The sequence below is a fragment of the Acidimicrobiia bacterium genome (genome assembly GCA_040289475.1).
Classification (GTDB): domain Bacteria; phylum Actinomycetota; class Acidimicrobiia; order ATN3; family PSLF01; genus PSLF01.
The window spans coordinates 46,472-61,945 of sequence record PSLF01000003.1; the positions used below are offsets into that span (position 1 = coordinate 46,472).

Annotated in this window: 14 protein-coding genes; all 14 read right to left on the minus strand. The window is 55.6% G+C overall.

Features of this window, described 5'->3' with window-relative positions:
• Positions 1-19 precede the first annotated feature (19 nt).
• Positions 20-895: a hypothetical protein gene (locus C4318_02555; GenBank protein MER3454025.1), complete on the minus strand. Its 876-nt coding sequence runs from the start codon at positions 893-895 to the stop codon at positions 20-22.
• Between the two features lie 231 nt (positions 896-1,126).
• Positions 1,127-1,417 (minus strand): hypothetical protein, encoded by a 291-nt coding sequence (locus C4318_02560; GenBank protein ID MER3454026.1) that lies wholly within the window; start codon positions 1,415-1,417, stop codon positions 1,127-1,129.
• A 9-nt stretch (positions 1,418-1,426) separates the two neighbouring features.
• Positions 1,427-2,026: a hypothetical protein gene (locus C4318_02565; GenBank protein MER3454027.1), complete on the minus strand. Its 600-nt coding sequence runs from the start codon at positions 2,024-2,026 to the stop codon at positions 1,427-1,429.
• 45 nt (positions 2,027-2,071) lie between these two features.
• Complete coding sequence (locus C4318_02570; protein ID MER3454028.1) at positions 2,072-2,851, minus strand: YggS family pyridoxal phosphate enzyme; 780 nt, start codon at positions 2,849-2,851, stop codon at positions 2,072-2,074.
• 51 nt (positions 2,852-2,902) lie between these two features.
• A complete protein-coding gene (locus C4318_02575) occupies positions 2,903-3,703 on the minus strand; it encodes a hypothetical protein (GenBank protein MER3454029.1) in 801 nt (266 codons plus the stop codon).
• Positions 3,704-3,887: 184 nt separating this feature from the next.
• Positions 3,888-4,994: a cell division protein FtsZ gene (locus tag C4318_02580; protein ID MER3454030.1), complete on the minus strand. Its 1,107-nt coding sequence runs from the start codon at positions 4,992-4,994 to the stop codon at positions 3,888-3,890.
• Positions 4,995-5,249: 255 nt separating this feature from the next.
• Entirely contained in the window at positions 5,250-6,002 is a 753-nt protein-coding gene (locus C4318_02585) for a hypothetical protein (GenBank protein ID MER3454031.1), read from the minus strand.
• A 9-nt stretch (positions 6,003-6,011) separates the two neighbouring features.
• Positions 6,012-6,995 (minus strand): hypothetical protein, encoded by a 984-nt coding sequence (locus C4318_02590; protein MER3454032.1) that lies wholly within the window; start codon positions 6,993-6,995, stop codon positions 6,012-6,014.
• 6 nt (positions 6,996-7,001) lie between these two features.
• Positions 7,002-8,600 carry a UDP-N-acetylmuramate--L-alanine ligase gene (gene murC / locus C4318_02595; GenBank protein MER3454033.1) on the minus strand — a complete coding sequence of 533 codons (1,599 nt, stop codon included), beginning with the start codon at positions 8,598-8,600 and terminating at the stop codon, positions 7,002-7,004.
• A complete protein-coding gene (locus C4318_02600; protein ID MER3454034.1) occupies positions 8,597-10,066 on the minus strand; it encodes a hypothetical protein in 1,470 nt (489 codons plus the stop codon). Before C4318_02600 ends, murC begins: the two co-directional genes overlap by 4 nt.
• Entirely contained in the window at positions 9,937-11,265 is a 1,329-nt protein-coding gene (gene ftsW, locus C4318_02605) for a putative lipid II flippase FtsW (GenBank protein ID MER3454035.1), read from the minus strand. The genes C4318_02600 and ftsW overlap by 130 nt, the downstream gene beginning before the upstream one ends.
• On the minus strand, positions 11,180-12,754 hold the full coding sequence (gene murD / locus C4318_02610) for a UDP-N-acetylmuramoyl-L-alanine--D-glutamate ligase (protein ID MER3454036.1): 1,575 nt from the start codon (positions 12,752-12,754) through the stop codon (positions 11,180-11,182). Before murD ends, ftsW begins: the two co-directional genes overlap by 86 nt.
• A 6-nt stretch (positions 12,755-12,760) precedes the next feature.
• Entirely contained in the window at positions 12,761-13,801 is a 1,041-nt protein-coding gene (locus C4318_02615) for a phospho-N-acetylmuramoyl-pentapeptide-transferase (protein ID MER3454037.1), read from the minus strand.
• Positions 13,795-15,474, minus strand: coding sequence for a UDP-N-acetylmuramoyl-L-alanyl-D-glutamate--2,6-diaminopimelate ligase (locus tag C4318_02620; GenBank protein MER3454038.1), 1,680 nt, complete (start codon positions 15,472-15,474; stop codon positions 13,795-13,797). Before C4318_02620 ends, C4318_02615 begins: the two co-directional genes overlap by 7 nt.

Below are 15,474 nucleotides of genomic sequence, written 5' to 3' on the forward strand. Positions count from 1 at the left end.
GAAGAACCCTCTAATTCCTTTATTGACCGGGAATATCCGGCGCCGTGGCCGGCCTAGGTGGCTCTGCATCACGGACTCCGAAGTCATCTATGACTCGGGTAGCCGAGGTGGGATGGCCACCCTCTCTTGGAGGAGCCACTCGGGGTTGAGGCGGAGGCGGAGGTTCTTGTCGGCTAGACTCTCGCTCTACCCCCCCAGACGGAAAATTGGGACGAGGGACAGCAGGCGGAACCATAGGTTCGGAAGGCTGTTGTGGTCGCGACTCTTCTGCGCCGCGTGATTCGGAGCCAGGCTGGCCGGGAGAGTGCGGTGCTTGAGCCACCACGGGGGGCGCAAGCGGTACGGGCGCTGCCTGGGTCGCTCTGAGGGATTGAGCGGACGGAGTGGGTGCTTGTGCCTGGGGTCGCTCTGAAGATATCGCTTCTGCCCGCTGCAATACTGCGAGAAAGTCGTTTATTACTTGGGCAATCTTGTCCGTGAAATCTTGGTAGTACTGACGCAGCGCTTCAATATCAGCCTCAATGAGCTGGCGCTGTTTTTGTAGGTGCAGCTCCATCTCTCTAACGCGTTCAGCTGCGCGCCTCTCAGTTTCTTGCGCCTGCGCCTCGGCACTCGCTACCAAATCTCTGGCCTTGGCCTGGGCTTCAGCCACGGTTTCGTCTGCGGTCCGCTGTGCGACTTGGAGGGTGCGCCGAATTATCGCCTCCGACTCGCGCTGCTCTGCTAGTTGCTCCTCCAACGACTCGTTGCGTGCGGCAAGCTGACGAAGGCGGGCATCCATGTTCCTCAATGTCGCCGCCACCCGATCGAGGAATTGGTCGACAACGTCCGGTTCGTACCCCTTGCGACCCTGTGGAAAGCGCACCTGTTCGACGTCAGAGGCAGTCACATCCATTTCTGTCTACTCGCTATCCGTCTCTTCACTTTTCAATTAAGCACGGGCCAATTACCCCTCAGTACTCCGCCCGGAGAGATTCGACAAGAAGCCGCCCTAGAAAGAATACGACATACCGACAACTTATTAGTGATAGACAATCCGAAATCCGAACGCACTGGCGTCTTGTCAGTCGGTAGAAGTTGTTTCCTCAGCTTTAGTAGTGTGACCTACAGACAGAACTGGAAATCGTTAGAAAAGACGCGAACAACCCAATATCGCAGGGACGACAACGGTGAGCACTAAAAGCGGAATCAGCACAGTAAAGTCAAAAGCCGCCTCGCCGATTCTAACGGGCTTGAACACCCTTTGAAGGGGGCGCATTATCCAACTCGTAGAAGCCTCGCAAAACTTCTGTACAGAATAAAGTCGAGAATCCGGACCTATTCTGAACCATGAAAAAAAGATCCACGCGATGAAGATAAAGCTGTAGATCCGGCTAAAAGAGCAGAGAATTCTCACCGTCACTAGCTGCCTCTCTATTTTCCGACTCTAAACGTCGTACCCGCTTGCGCGTAGGCGGTCTTTTTCATCTTCGGGAATCGATGCATGAGCGGGGAGCAACAAAAAAGCGTGATCACCTATCTTTCGCATCCTTCCTCGAAGAGCAAAAGTCAGGCCGCTAGCGAAGTCCACTATCCTGCGGGCTGTGTCTCGCTCAACTTCGCTTAGATCGACTATGACAGGCTGGGACTGACGAAACCGTTCCCCTATCTCTTGTGCGTCGGCGAAACCCTCGGGTTCTATCACTTGTACTCGGGTGTCAGTGGGGGGAAGCATTCGCACTCCGCTACCCGGATCGAACCCGGCGGTTTCCACGCCAGAAGGTATATAAGTGGACGCAACATACTCGCTCGAAGAGGGCTCGGTGCGCACCGTTACTCTGGGGGGTTCCGTGTAGTGACCCGCCTCTCCGTAGCGAACGTCCTCCTTGCCACCATAGCCACTAACCTGACCAGCGGTGTCATAACCCCCGCCTAAAGTGCGAGCGTCACCTGCCGATCCGGGGGGCTCGCCATAAGAAATGCCCTCCTCGGGCCCCTCGTCTTCGAGACCCAACCAGATCAAAGTTTTCTTCCAAAACGAGGACATTCTCCCTCCTTGCAAGGGCTGAGACAATGGCCCGAGTTCCAGCGCTTAGCTAGTATCAGGCTCGAATATAGCCCTTCCGATCCTAACCATGGTGGCGCCTGCAGATATTGCCACTTCGAAATCGTCGCTCATCCCCATGGATAGTTCGGATATGCACGGGTCTACAGTCTCGATTAGGTCGTCCCTGATTCGTGCCAGCTTTCCGAAGTACTTGGCGTGTTCGTCGGGAGTAGCACCCTGTTTGGACATGCACATCAGTCCTAGGGGTCGTATGCCGAGCTCTAACACTTTCTCAACGAATGGTCGGGTGGTTTCTGGTGCGATGCCATGCTTTTGTGGCTCACCGGTGACATTTACCTCGACGAGTATTCCCACAGAGCAACTAGATCCTTCGACGCTGAATGGAAAAGTACTACCCTCCCTCTGAACGGAGGTCGTTCTTTTGGCGATGTCCTCTGCCAAAGCCAGAGAGTCCAGGCTGTGGATGTATCTCACGAACTCCAAAGCCTTTGAAACTTTGTTTCGTTGAAGGTGTCCTACCATGTGAAAGATCGGTATGTTTTCGTCGAGGCTCGCATCTTCTGAATATCGGTTTGTCGATGACAAAGCGTTTCCTACACCGCTAGACAGCGCTTTCCACTTTGCGTGAGCTTCGAGGACTCTATTCTCTCCGATGTCAACAACCCCCTGCGCCAAGACGGCCTTGATTTCTTCCAGCCTTCTCCCTTTTGTTACTACGACTAGTCTTATCTCGTCCGGTTTCCTTCCAGCGCGAAAAGCAGCGTCCGCGATGCGAGCCTGGACAGCAGCAAGTCCTCCTGTCACTCGCTCTACTGTGTTGGGCGAGAAAAACGTACGACCCATGTCCGAGTATCTTTACTTCTCGTCGTTCTGTTTCTCCTCGACGATCCAGGCGATAAGAGCCTGGCGACCCGTTCGGGGGCCATCTCTTCGGTAAGAGTAAAGCTGATCTGAACAGGCCGTGCACGGCCCCAACGAGATGACGCCTAGAGGGCGACGATTCCGAGATTCAAGCGCGCGGACCACGGCGGCGTGCATATCCAAGCTGGACCGGTTGCGATCTACGCAGTTGCGGCCAAACCGCTCTTCGAATAGGTCGAGCCTATCTTTTTCCACACGGTAACAACACGGCCCGATACTTGGACCGGCTATCGCCCAATCGATCCCTCCGGTTTTCTCTTGTAGTTGAGCTGCAGCTGCCTCCACAACTCCGCTCACAAGTCCTCGCCACCCTGCGTGGACCACGGCAATTCCCGGAGGATCGCAGCTTCCCATCGCAAGCGGAACACAATCGGCGACGAATATAGCTACCGGTGTCAAAGCAGCAGTGGTAACTATCGCATCGGCTTTGAGTCCTGCGAGATTTCCAAGCTTGCCTGGCTTTTCAGGGGCGGGAGCCGTAGAACACTTGAACCGCTGCCAATCTTTTGGCGCATCGGCGACGGCGTTTCCATGGACTTGGACTACCTCAAACCATTGGTGCCCCACACCTAGCTTTTGCGCGATCAGGTACCGGTTTTCCAAAACGGCTTCGGGCACATCTCCTACCCTAAATGAGAGATTTGCCCCACAGAACACGCTTCTGCCCGACCCGTCTCGCCGATCCGTATATACGACCCGTGCTCGCCCTATAGAAAACTCGTGCAGTACGGCCATCCTAAGACACTCTAGGCCCTGTCCGAAGCCGTAGAGATCCGGACCCGGCGATAAGGTTCCATCTGTTTTTTGAAGGGGAATCCCAGCCCCTCATCTCCTTCACGATGAGTCCTGTACTGTAGCACCTGCCAGCACTGCAAATAACCAAGGCGCGCTGTCGAAAAATCGCTTCAAGGAAATGTTTTCAGCGAAGAAAAGAGGGGATGTCCAAGTCGTCGCCTGATACGTCGTCGAATAGCTCGGAAAGTGCGCCCTTGGTCTCAGATTTGGCCTTGGGTTTACCCCTGTCCCTAGGACGATCCTCGGCGGCAAGTTCTGCTTTGTCTTTCGAGGAAGCTTGAGCCTCGAATCCAGCCGCGATTACGGTTACCCGGACCTCCTCGCCCAGCGCGTCGTCTATCACGGCGCCAAAGATGATGTTGGCATCTGGGTGGGCTGTCGCCGAGACAATGTCGGCTGCCTCGTTGACTTCGAACAAACCGAGATCCGATGGGCCCGATATGTTCAACAGAATCCCTCTTGCCCCCTCTATCGAAGACTCTAGCAGAGGACTGGAAATCGCAGCCCTCGCCGCTGTCTGAGCTCTTCCCTCTCCGCCAGCCTGCCCAATGCCCATAAGCGCTGATCCGGCGTTCGACATGATCATCTTAACGTCGGCGAAGTCCAGATTTATGAGGCCGGGCGTAGTGATGAGGTCAGTAATTCCCTGAACTCCTTGGAGGAGAATCTCGTCTGCCATCCGAAAAGCAGAAAGCATCGACGTCTTCTCGTCCGCCACCTTGAGCAGGCGGTCGTTCGGTATAACTATGAGCGTATCGACTTTTTCTTTGAGTCGTGCTATGCCCTGCTCAGCTTGAACCGACCTCCGCCTTCCCTCAAAAGCAAAGGGTCTGGTGACCACTCCAATCGTGAGCGCCCCTAAAGACTTGGCGATCTCGGCTACCACCGGTGCTCCGCCAGTTCCAGTGCCTCCTCCTTTGCCGGCAGTGATAAAGACCATGTCGGAACCCCGAAGGATTTCCTCGATCTCGTCCCTGTGAGCCTCCGCAGCCTCGCGTCCGACCTCCGGATCGGATCCGGCTCCCAGACCCCGAGTAAGGTCTCGGCCAATATCCAGTTTTATGTCGGCATCTGACATCAAGAGAGCCTGGGCGTCGGTGTTGATTGCTATGAACTCGACCCCCCTAAGCCCGGCATCGATCATCCGGTTCACTGCATTGACGCCGCCACCGCCAATGCCCACGACTTTGATTACGGCGAGATAGTTCTGCAGAGTCGAACCCGATGCCATATCCTAGTCCTCGCTTGTCCTACGACCCCCAGGCCTGCGCGCGTCAGACCCCGGGTGCTCCTAGTGCATTCGTTCTACGTTGTCAGATTACTTTCACCGCCCCTGGTAGAACCCTCAACTTCAGCTTGATGTTTAGAGTTATGTCAAGTTAACCTAATTGCTGAGACTTTATACCCCGCAAACCCGCGTGTCAAGCACCTCCCAACGTCCCATGAATCAAGCTGGTATCCAAACTACCCATCGAAAAGTCAACGCTCACGCTCGCTCAAGGGCGGGGGCACGTGGAGCTACTACGTTGTATGTTTTAACGCGCCATCCCTCTGCTACAGCTCTCTCCTGCATTGCCCGTAGCGCCCTGCCCTTTTCCTCTAGATCCGATGTGTCCCCAACTCTTACCTCGCTGCCGACAGCGGTAACCAAAAACAGGATCCCTCCCCTTGCGCCGCCTAGAGTGAAAGCTTCTTTGCTCCACCGCCCCAGTACCCCAGCGCACCACATAACTTGGAAGGCATCTACCGAGGCCTCTCCCAAGGATACGGTCGATATCTCACCCGTGAGCTCCAGAATCCCAGGTGGCGGCAGGTCGGTAATTTCGAAGGGGACTCCTCTGACATCGAACAACGTAATGCCTCTTGGAGTCCGCACAAAGCCACCTGGGGACCGCCGAAAAACCTCGACCGTTAGCGATCTTCGGAAATAGTTTTTTCGTACCGCCACACGCTCCACCCACGCAATCTTTTCAATCCGCTGGGCAAGCTTTCCAGAATCAGTCCACAGTATCGAAGAGCCGACCAAGTCGTGCACCCTATCGAGCTCGGGATCCACTTTCCCCTCGGCCCCCTTGACTTCCACGTCAGCTATACGAGCCAACGGACTGAAAGTTACACCAATGACAGCTAGCACCGCGAGGGATGAACAAATCACATACGTCAGCCGAAATCGTCGCTTGCGAGATAGCTCCTTTCTGATCTTTTCAGGCCTTGCAGGTTTTGGCGGACTCTTCGACACAGTTCTAGCTCACCCTAATTTCGGACGAGTAGACCACAGTTCGGCTGCGATGTCTCCGAAGTCCCCCACTAGTCGGATTTCTGGCTCTAGCAGCACTCCAAAGCGGTCAAAAACTCGCCGCCGCACCATTACCATTAGCGCAACAACATCGGAAGATTTAGCACCCTCTGATGCAACGAAGAAGTTCGCGTGCTTAGAGGACACCTCAGCTCCGCCAACTCGCATTCCCTTGCAACCTGCTTCGTCTATGAGACGTCCAGCCGAGTTGCCTGGTGGATTTTTGAAGACAGAACCCGCACTCGGAATGCCCCCTGGCTGATTGTCCCTGCGCCACCTCGAAATCTCGTTCATGCGCTCTCGGATCTCGTCGGGATCCCCTCGACCGAGACTAAAGGTTGCCTCAATCACAATCTCTAGCGGGCTGAGCTTCGAAGTCCTGTAGGCAAGACCGAGATCGGCTACCTCGATATCTTTGGGTCCTGAATCGAGGTCGAACACCCGCGCCGAGGCGAGGACTTCTTTGATCTCGCTGCCATGTCCTCCCGCATTCATTCTCACGGCCCCACCCACACTGGCAGGGATACCGACGCCAAACTCAAGCCCCAAATAGCCTCGCTCTCCAGCCCAGCGAGCCAGCATCGGAAGAGCAACGACCCCACCCGCCTTCACGCCGCTTCTGTCGGAAAGCTCATTGAAATAGTTGAAGCCCTCCCCTAATCGGATCACTACTCCGTTAATCCCGGCATCGGCGATCAAGACGTTAGACCCACGACCTAAAACAGTGACATTCATCCCGGAAAAGTGGAGCAAAGCTTCTCGGAGGATTGCCAGGTCTCTCTCAGACTCAGGCTGTACATAAACCTCCGCAGCACCTCCTAATTTGTAAGTGGTGTGGCGCGAGAGGGGATATGAGCCGGCCACCTTGCCAGTAAAATCGCCGGCGCGTCGGCGTGCTTCCAGTTCCAGCAGAAGCTCTTTTGCGCCCTTCCTCAACGCGTGTTACTCCCTGCCTTTCGCAGAGTGACTCCTCGAATGCTTTCGAACGCTATCCAGCATGATCGGCACGGATGCGGTGACGTCACCTGCCCCCATAGTTACCACCACGTCTCCCATCTGGACCTCACGGGTCACAGCTTCGACGAGCTGACGCCTGGAGGGGACATACTGGACTCGCAACACAGCACTAATCGTTCTTGCTTCGTCAGCCACCAGTCGACCGGTTACGCCTGGAATTGGATCCTCCCGCGATCCGTATACCTCGGTGACGAAGGCAAGATCGGCCGCTGAGAGCGCGCTCGCAAAGTCACTACAGTAGCGAGCAGTACGCGTATACAAGTGGGGCTGAAATACCGCTACAACGCGTCCTCTTCGGGCTAACGCCAGTTCTCTAGCGGCCTCTAGCGTGGCTCTCACTTCTGCCGGGGTGTGTGCATAGTCGTCGTAAAAAGCCACGCCCGAGGCTTCACCCCTCCACACCATTCGCCGCTCGACCCCTTCAAATGCCTCTAGTGCCCGCCTCACGATCTTGAACTCGATCCCAAGTTCCGTTGCTACGGCTACGACCGCGGCTGCGTTGACAGCGAAGTGTCGCCCAATCAGCGGAAGACGCAGCTTATCCGGTTTTTGCGATTTAGAAATGCAAAACTCCGCCAGAGTTCCTTCCTCGGACACTTCGAGAGTTCGGACGCTAATCCCAGGACCCTCTCCTTCGCCGAAAAAGACAAAGCGGGGCACGAAGGTGCCGCCGTTCGAGTCGACAATCTGCGCATCCTTGAGCCCCAGAGCTTCCTCAGCAGACTCCAACGCCTTTATGCTCTGGCACACCTCCACAGCTACAGGATCAGAGCGGTTTAGCACCACAACCGACCTCGCCTTCGTCATAAACTCGGCGAAGGCCTCCTTGAGCCGGTCGAAGGATCCCGCCCAGTTCTCTAAGTGGTCTCTGTCGACGTTTGTAACGACAGCGATCTCTGTTTTCAACTTCAGAAAAGTTCCGTCAGACTCGTCTGCCTCTAAGACTTGCCACTCGCCGCTGCCCCAACGTGCATTCGTTCCTGCTTCGTTCAGTTCTGCTCCCACCATGAAAGATGGGTCCAGTCCAGCCTCCGATAGGACAAGAGCTAGCATCGAGGATGTAGAAGTCTTACCGTGTGTTCCTCCGACGGAGATGGTCCTTTTCATTTCTGAAATGTGCGCGACGGCATCCGTCCTCTTGAATGTCGGAATCCCTTTTCTGTATGCCTCTTGCAGTTCGGGGTTGGATGGACGGACCGCAGCCGAGTAAATGACAGCGTCTGGAGACGCTATGTTGGAGGGGTCGTGCCCTATCGCGCACGTCACCCCGATGCTGCGCAGACGAGTTATGACAGTGCTCTCCCTTAGATCCGATCCCGTAACCCGATAGCCTAGAGAAGCAAGGATACGGGCGATCGCGCTCATCCCCGCTCCGCCCACTCCGATCAGGTGTATAACCGATCCCGGTTGAGGAAAACGCTTCTCTTGGATACCGGGATCCGAGATCGTGCCCTCAACTCTAGGAGTAGAGTCAGAGGTTTCGGGTACTTCAGCTTTGCGCAATTTCTCCACCATCCAACTCATGTACTAAGAACGGAGACAGGGCGAGCAGATGTCAGGCCTGCCACCTCGGCGACAACCTCGAATGCAGCTCGGGGTACGGCAGCAGCTTGGAGACCTGCTTTGCGCATCTTGGAGAGTTTCTGGGGAGAATCAAGCAACCGTTCTACCACGGACGGAACCAGACGGCACTGGGAATCGTGAACAATGACAGCACCCCCGAGGCGAGCGAGAGCTTCTGCATTCGACCGCTGGTGATCGGCCGGCACAAACGAGGAAGGTAAAAGAACACCGGGCGTTCCGGAAGCGGCAAGCTCTCCAACGGTAACCGCGCCCGCTCTTGCCACAACAAGATCGCATGCTCCGTACAGGCGGTCCATCCGTGACACGTAGGGCACGACGATAAAACAAGGTTGCAGCCGTGCTACGAACACAGTGCCAGGTGATATGCCTAATGCTTCGGCTAAATTTCGAGCGAGTTCTTTTGCCGCTTCGGGATTCTCAGATACAGAGCCCTTGCCACCAGCGCGGCCGTGATCGCAACCCTGCCCGCTGCGATACCGCGAAGCCTCCATAATCCGCTGAACGCACTCGTCGAAGTATCGCTGGCCCGTAACTTGAATCACTCCAGCAGTTAAAGGCGAAGACACGGCCCCCCATCGACAAAAGGCCTCCCAGGCAGCTTCATTGGTGGGGCCAGCTCCCAAGCTCCCCCCCACGAAACCAACCAGAGGTGTAGCTGGCGCCAATCCGATGTGTTTACGAGTCAGTGGCGGATTTCGGCTCTCCGCTAACTTTTCGATCTCTGGTCTGACACATGGCTTCACCAAAACAGGTGTGACCCCGCGCCGCAAAGCCGCCCGTCCCAGACGCGACATTTCGAAAGTTCGGCGGGAGGCCGGAAACGCTGTCGGGACCAATCGAGTCAGGTTGACACCCAAGCCATTGGCCAATCCGAATACAGCGTCTACTTGCAACACAGTCACAGGAATTCCACTAAAGGCTCCCGCTAAAAGCAGCGGAAAGCTGGCATAACCCCCTATCCCCACCACTGCTCTTGGACCCAGATCGCGGAGCGAAACCAAAGCTTCGACAAAAGAGCGGGAAGCCCCGACCAGCCCTCCGATCGTGCCTTTTGGGGAGCGTCCCCGCACAGGTGCTGCACCCTTCAGGGAGCGATATTGGAAGCCGGCCGCCTCGACCGCTTCTCGTCCCGACCCTCTCTCACCCCCAAAGAATACGACCCCTGCAGGATCGAGCAATCCAGCAGCAACCAAATCCTCGGCGATCCTCACGCCTGGATAAAGGTGACCGGCTGTTCCACTGCCGGCAAATGCGATTGAGACAGAAAAGGACTCGGTCACGGCCTTTCTGTAGAACTCCTGCTTTGGGCGTTGCTTCCGGTCGATCCCGCTTTTACTGCGCACCCCCCTATTTCCCCAGACGCCGCCCGATCTCCTTGACGGGCGATCGCCAACAAGATCCCACAAGCCGACAACACGGTCAGAAGTGCTGAACCTCCTGTAGAGATGAACGGCAGTGGAACTCCGGTTACTGGAAGACGCCCACTGGTCACGCCGATGTTGACGAAGGCTTGAATCGAGATCCACCCCGTAATCGAGGCTGCGAGTACTCTGCCGAATCGATCCGGAGCTCTCAACGCAGTTCTCACGCCAAACAATGCAAACGCGCAAAACAGTAGTATCACCGCAACACATCCAACGAATCCCAACTCTTCCCCGATCACAGCGAAGACAAAGTCGGTGTGAGCATTGGGTAGGAACAACCACTTCTGACGCCCTGCTCCGAGCCCTACTCCAGTCCATCCTCCCGATCCAATTGCGAGCATTGACTGGATAGCGTGATAACCGGCTGAGTCCGCGCTGGACCACGGGTCTACAAAAGAAAACAGGCGAGCCTTCCGATAATCTGCCGACAGGGCTAGCGCTACGAACGCGCCACACGCTGTGCCTGCTAGCCAGCTGAGACTTCTGAGAGGAATGCCTGCGGCCCACAACACAACGAAGAAGACAATTCCCAGAGCTACTGTGGTTCCTAGATCAGGCTGAGCCATAATCAACCCAGTAAGCACCGCCATAACGGGAGCCGTCGGGAACAAAAAATCTTTCGTCGAGGTCGGTACCCTCTCTCTCTGCGTGAGGACGGAGGCCGCGTAGAGCACAAAAGCTAACTTCGCAAACTCAGAAGGCTGCACTCCGATGCTACCCCACCCGATCCAACGCGATGCCCCCCCTGCCTCTACTCCTATACCGGGCACCAAAACCAGCACTAGCAAAAGCGAGACTACCGCAAGAAAAGGGAATGCCAGCTTTCTGAGGCTGTGGTAGTCAATACCGGAGAGTCGCCACATAAGCAATGAGCCAAATATCGCAAAAAGCAGCTGCCTCGTGAAAATACCGAACGCTCCCTGTCCTTTTTCCATCGAGGCAACAGCACTAGAAGACATAACCATCACTAGGCCGAAGACTACGAGCGCTGCCACAGTCACAGCGAGCCCGCCCGCATTGGAACCCCGTGTTCTTTCCGTCGAAGGGGTTGCGGGCAGCCTGCGGGGCTGTTTTCGCAAGACCCATGATTTCATTTCATCCACCCATGGATCTCTCGCTGGAAACGCTCCGCGACGCCAATTCTCGAACGACGGCTTTGAAATGCTCGCCCCTCTCCTCATAGTTTCGATACCAGTCGAACGACGCGCACCCGGGACTTAAAAGAACTGTGTCGCCCGGAGCGCTCGACTCGAACGCTGCTTCTACTGCATTTTCCATAGAAGGGGCGAGTGATACCGAGACTCCTTGAGCTGAGAGCAAATAGAAGAGGTCGGGACCGGACTCTCCGATACACACGACACTCTTCACTCGCTTGCTGCCTGCTATAGCCGACGAAAAAGCTGAGAGGTCGATTCCCTTGTTGCGACCGCCCGCTATAAGCACGACCCGGTCATAAGCGGACACCGCCGCAAGCACTGCGTGCGGATTCGTCGCTTTCGAATCATTCACAAATGTTCGACCGCACACTTCCTCCACCACTTCCATTCGATGTGGGAGCGGTGCGAACGATTCGATCGCAGATAATGCCTGTGTGGGATCTATCCCTACGGCCAAAGCTGTTGCCACGGCAGCTGCCGCATCCTCGGCAGGGATATTGCTAGCGGCCGCGCCCCTAGCGTGCCTGCGGTCCTGGAACCGTGGCATTGCCAGGATCGATCCATCCGGCAATCGCAGCGAGCCGTCTTGTTCAAAGACTACGTCACCGGAAGTTTCTTGGGTGGAAGCGGTAGCGAAGGGGATTCGATGTACTTCCGGTGGAATGCGAGACGCTGCTATGTCGATAACTGAGGAATCCGCGCAGTTGTAGATCGCGACATCCCCCTTGGACTGGTTCGCAAAAATCTTCGCTTTTGCTTCGGCGTAGTCATCTACATCGGGGTGCCAATCCAAATGGTCCGGCGCAAAGTTCAAAAACACGGAAACGTCGGGGCGAAACTCATCGCACAAAGCCAGCTGGAAACTGGACACCTCAACTACAAGCCAGGAATCGGAAGGTGCAGAAAGCGCAGTTTCTATAAAAGGAACGCCGATGTTTCCGCATCCGAAGGCGGTTAGCCCGCAACTTCGGAGAAGGTGCTCGATCAGTCGCACCGTCGTTGTCTTGCCGTTCGTTCCTGTAACCGCAACCAGCGACAGGGTATCGCCCAAACGACGTCGTGCCTCGACGACTCTGTATGCGAGCTCTACCTCTGACCAAACCAACCCGCATGCTTTTTCGCACACCTTCATCACCAATGAACTTTTGGGAACCCCTGGGCTGGGAACGACAAGACCCGCGCCCTCGAGGACCGAGTGGTCTAAAAGGGCAGCGCTACCAAGATGGGCCGCAAACGACACTGGAGCGCCCGAATCGGCTGCAATAGACTCGAGTTGCGCAGCGTTGGATGCTTTCTTCGGATCGCTTGCCTCTTCTACAGCGACTACCGAGACTCCAGATGTCAAAAGGGTTGCCGCTACCGCCATACCCGTTTTTTCGAGACCGATTACACATACTTTCGATGCAATACCGGCGCTCTGGAGCGCTAACAAGACAGCTTCTCTACCACTCGAAGTCGCCCTGTCGTCTTTCGAAGTTCTCTTCACCGATCCAGCCCTTCGTCCGAGAACCATGCTCCTTTACAACCCCGATCTGATGAGGAAATCGCCGTAGAAGATAGCCAGCCCCAAACCGACGAAGAGTCCACTGATAATCCAAAACCGCACGATCACCGTGAACTCAGGCCAGCCTTTTAGTTCGAAGTGATGGTGTACCGGAGCCATCAGAAAGACGCGCCTCTTGAACAACCTAAATGCAATCACTTGGACGATCACCGATATAGTCTCCAACACAAAAAGACCGCCGAGGATAGGTAGCAAAAGTGGGGTCGATGTCATCATGGCGGAGGCTGCAATACCTCCTCCCAATGCAAGGGCTCCTGCGTCCCCCATGAAAATCTTCGCAGGAGCAGCGTTCCACCACAGGAACCCGATACATGCCGCGAACATCGATCCGGCAAAAATCGCCATATCCAGTTGTGCGTCCAGAGCCTTTGTTGCTGGATAAAGATCGGTTGCCCTCTGATTGAATTGCCAGAAGGAAATGAACATATATGCCGCATACACCAATCCGGCTGCACCCGCAGCTAGGCCGTCGAGCCCGTCGGTCAGGTTTACAGAGTTGGAGCTTGCAGCGATCACTAAAAGGGCGAACGGCACGAACAACGCACCCAGCTCGATGCCCCCAGTAATAAAAGAGGCGGTCGTCGGTGCCCCAATGTGCATCGCGCCGCCCGCGAAAACACTAGCTATGGCTATCTGTCCTAAGAACTTGGTCGACTTAGAAAGGCCAGTCTTGCGAATCTGACGAGCCTTCGACCAGTCGTCCGCGACGCCCAAGGCCCCCATCGAGACAACAACGAAGTAACAAAGAATCGCTGGCCACGAAATGGGAACTGTACGCCTAAAAGGGAGATGAGCCACGGAGTATCCAAGAAGAGAGGAGATGACGATCACCACTCCCCCCATCGTAGGCGTACCCCGTTTCGAAATGTGACGCTCGGGGCCATCCTCTCTGATCTCTTCACCGATCCCGTGCCGTCGAAGAATACGGATGAACAATGGGGTGATCAACATAGCCGACAACCCCGAAGCCCCAATTGCCAAGGCGAGACTTACCATTGTGCGCTCCCTGGGCGAGCTTGGCGTCCTCGGAGAGCATGCAATGCCTCTCTTACGACCTCGCGATCGTCAAACGGTACCGTCTCGTCCTTGAAGATTTGCCCTGTCTCATGCCCCTTTCCCGCGATGACCACAACATCTCCGGGACCAGCCATGGAAATCGCAGTATGTATCGCTTTCCGCCGATCGAGCTCTGTCATAAATCGTCCAACTGGTCTTTCCGCTTGCTCGGCCCCAGCCACAATCTGTTCGAGTATGGATTGAGGATCTTCGCTGCGAGGATTGTCACTCGTGAAAACAGCAAAATCCGCTTCCTCGACAGCCGCTCTACCCATCAGCGGCCGCTTCGCCCGATCACGATCGCCACCACAACCAACAACGACAATTACTTTCGCCGTCTCTGAACCCTTGAGCGCACGAGCAGATCTAAGCACTGCTTTTACCGATTCGGGGGTGTGTGCATAGTCAACGACAGCGAGGAAGTCCTGTCCCTTCTGGACTATCTCAAATCGTCCCGGCACCGGTGGTGCAGCCTCGAGCCCAGCCAGCACGTGTTCAAACTCAATGCCCATAGCTGTTGCACACGCCGCAGCTGCCAACGCATTCCAAACCGCGAATGTGCCAGCCAGAGGAATTTCCACCCGAGCTTTGTCGTGCGAGCCAGCTGACCGGAGTAAACCGCTGCTCACACCACCATTCTTGGCACCTTTGGTGTCACCGGCCCGTCCTCTTTCAACCTCATCCGCGCGAGCCTTGCAGTGAAGAACAAAAGAGGTAGAGCTGGCCCCAAAAACCACATCCTCTGCGTACACATCTGCACCATCCTCTTTTTTCCCAAAAGAGACCCAAGGAACTTCTAGGCGTTGGAGTAAGCGCTTACCCCATTCGTCCGAGACGTTGACTGCCGCTGAAGCGGTGTACTCCTTTGAGAAAAGAGAGGCTTTTGCCTCGAAATATGAGTCCATAGTGTGGTGGAAATCCAGGTGATCTTGGGACAGGTTCGTAAAAACAGCCGTTTTGAAACTACAGCCCCTTACTCGTTCCAGAGCAAGGGCATGAGAAGACACCTCTATTGCGCATGCTTTCAACCCTGACTCCAGCATTTCGGCGAGAAGCTTTTGCAAATCGGGGGCTTCTGGCGTCGTGCGCACGGAGGGAAGTCTGCGATCACCGATGCGCACCTCGACGGTGCCTATTAGACCGCAGCGCACTCCGCCAGCTTCAACAATCGATGTCAAAAGCGATGCAGTCGTCGTCTTGCCGTTAGTGCCGGTGACTCCGATCAATGCAAGACCATTTTTAGATGGATCTCCGTAAAATGCCGCCGCCGCAATCCCCATTGCTTTGCGGGTCGAAGGGACTTCGATTACACAAAAACCCCTTTCGCGGTCAACACCGAGCCAATCAGGGTCGAAATGTTGGACAAAGATCGCCCTGGCGCCTCGATTCAAGACGTCCTTTATGTACAGGTGTCCATCTGTCCTTTCTCCGCGGATTGCGAAGAACGCATTCCCGCGCGAAAGTCGCCTGGAGTCGTAAGCTACTCCGGTTACTTCGATCTTCTCGAGATCCCCAGCAGCTCGAAGGTTGAAAGGGATACCTGCTTTCTCCAGAGTACTCAAGAGCGTTACAAGCCTCACGGACCGGAAGGGTTCGGCATCTCCCTTGGACAT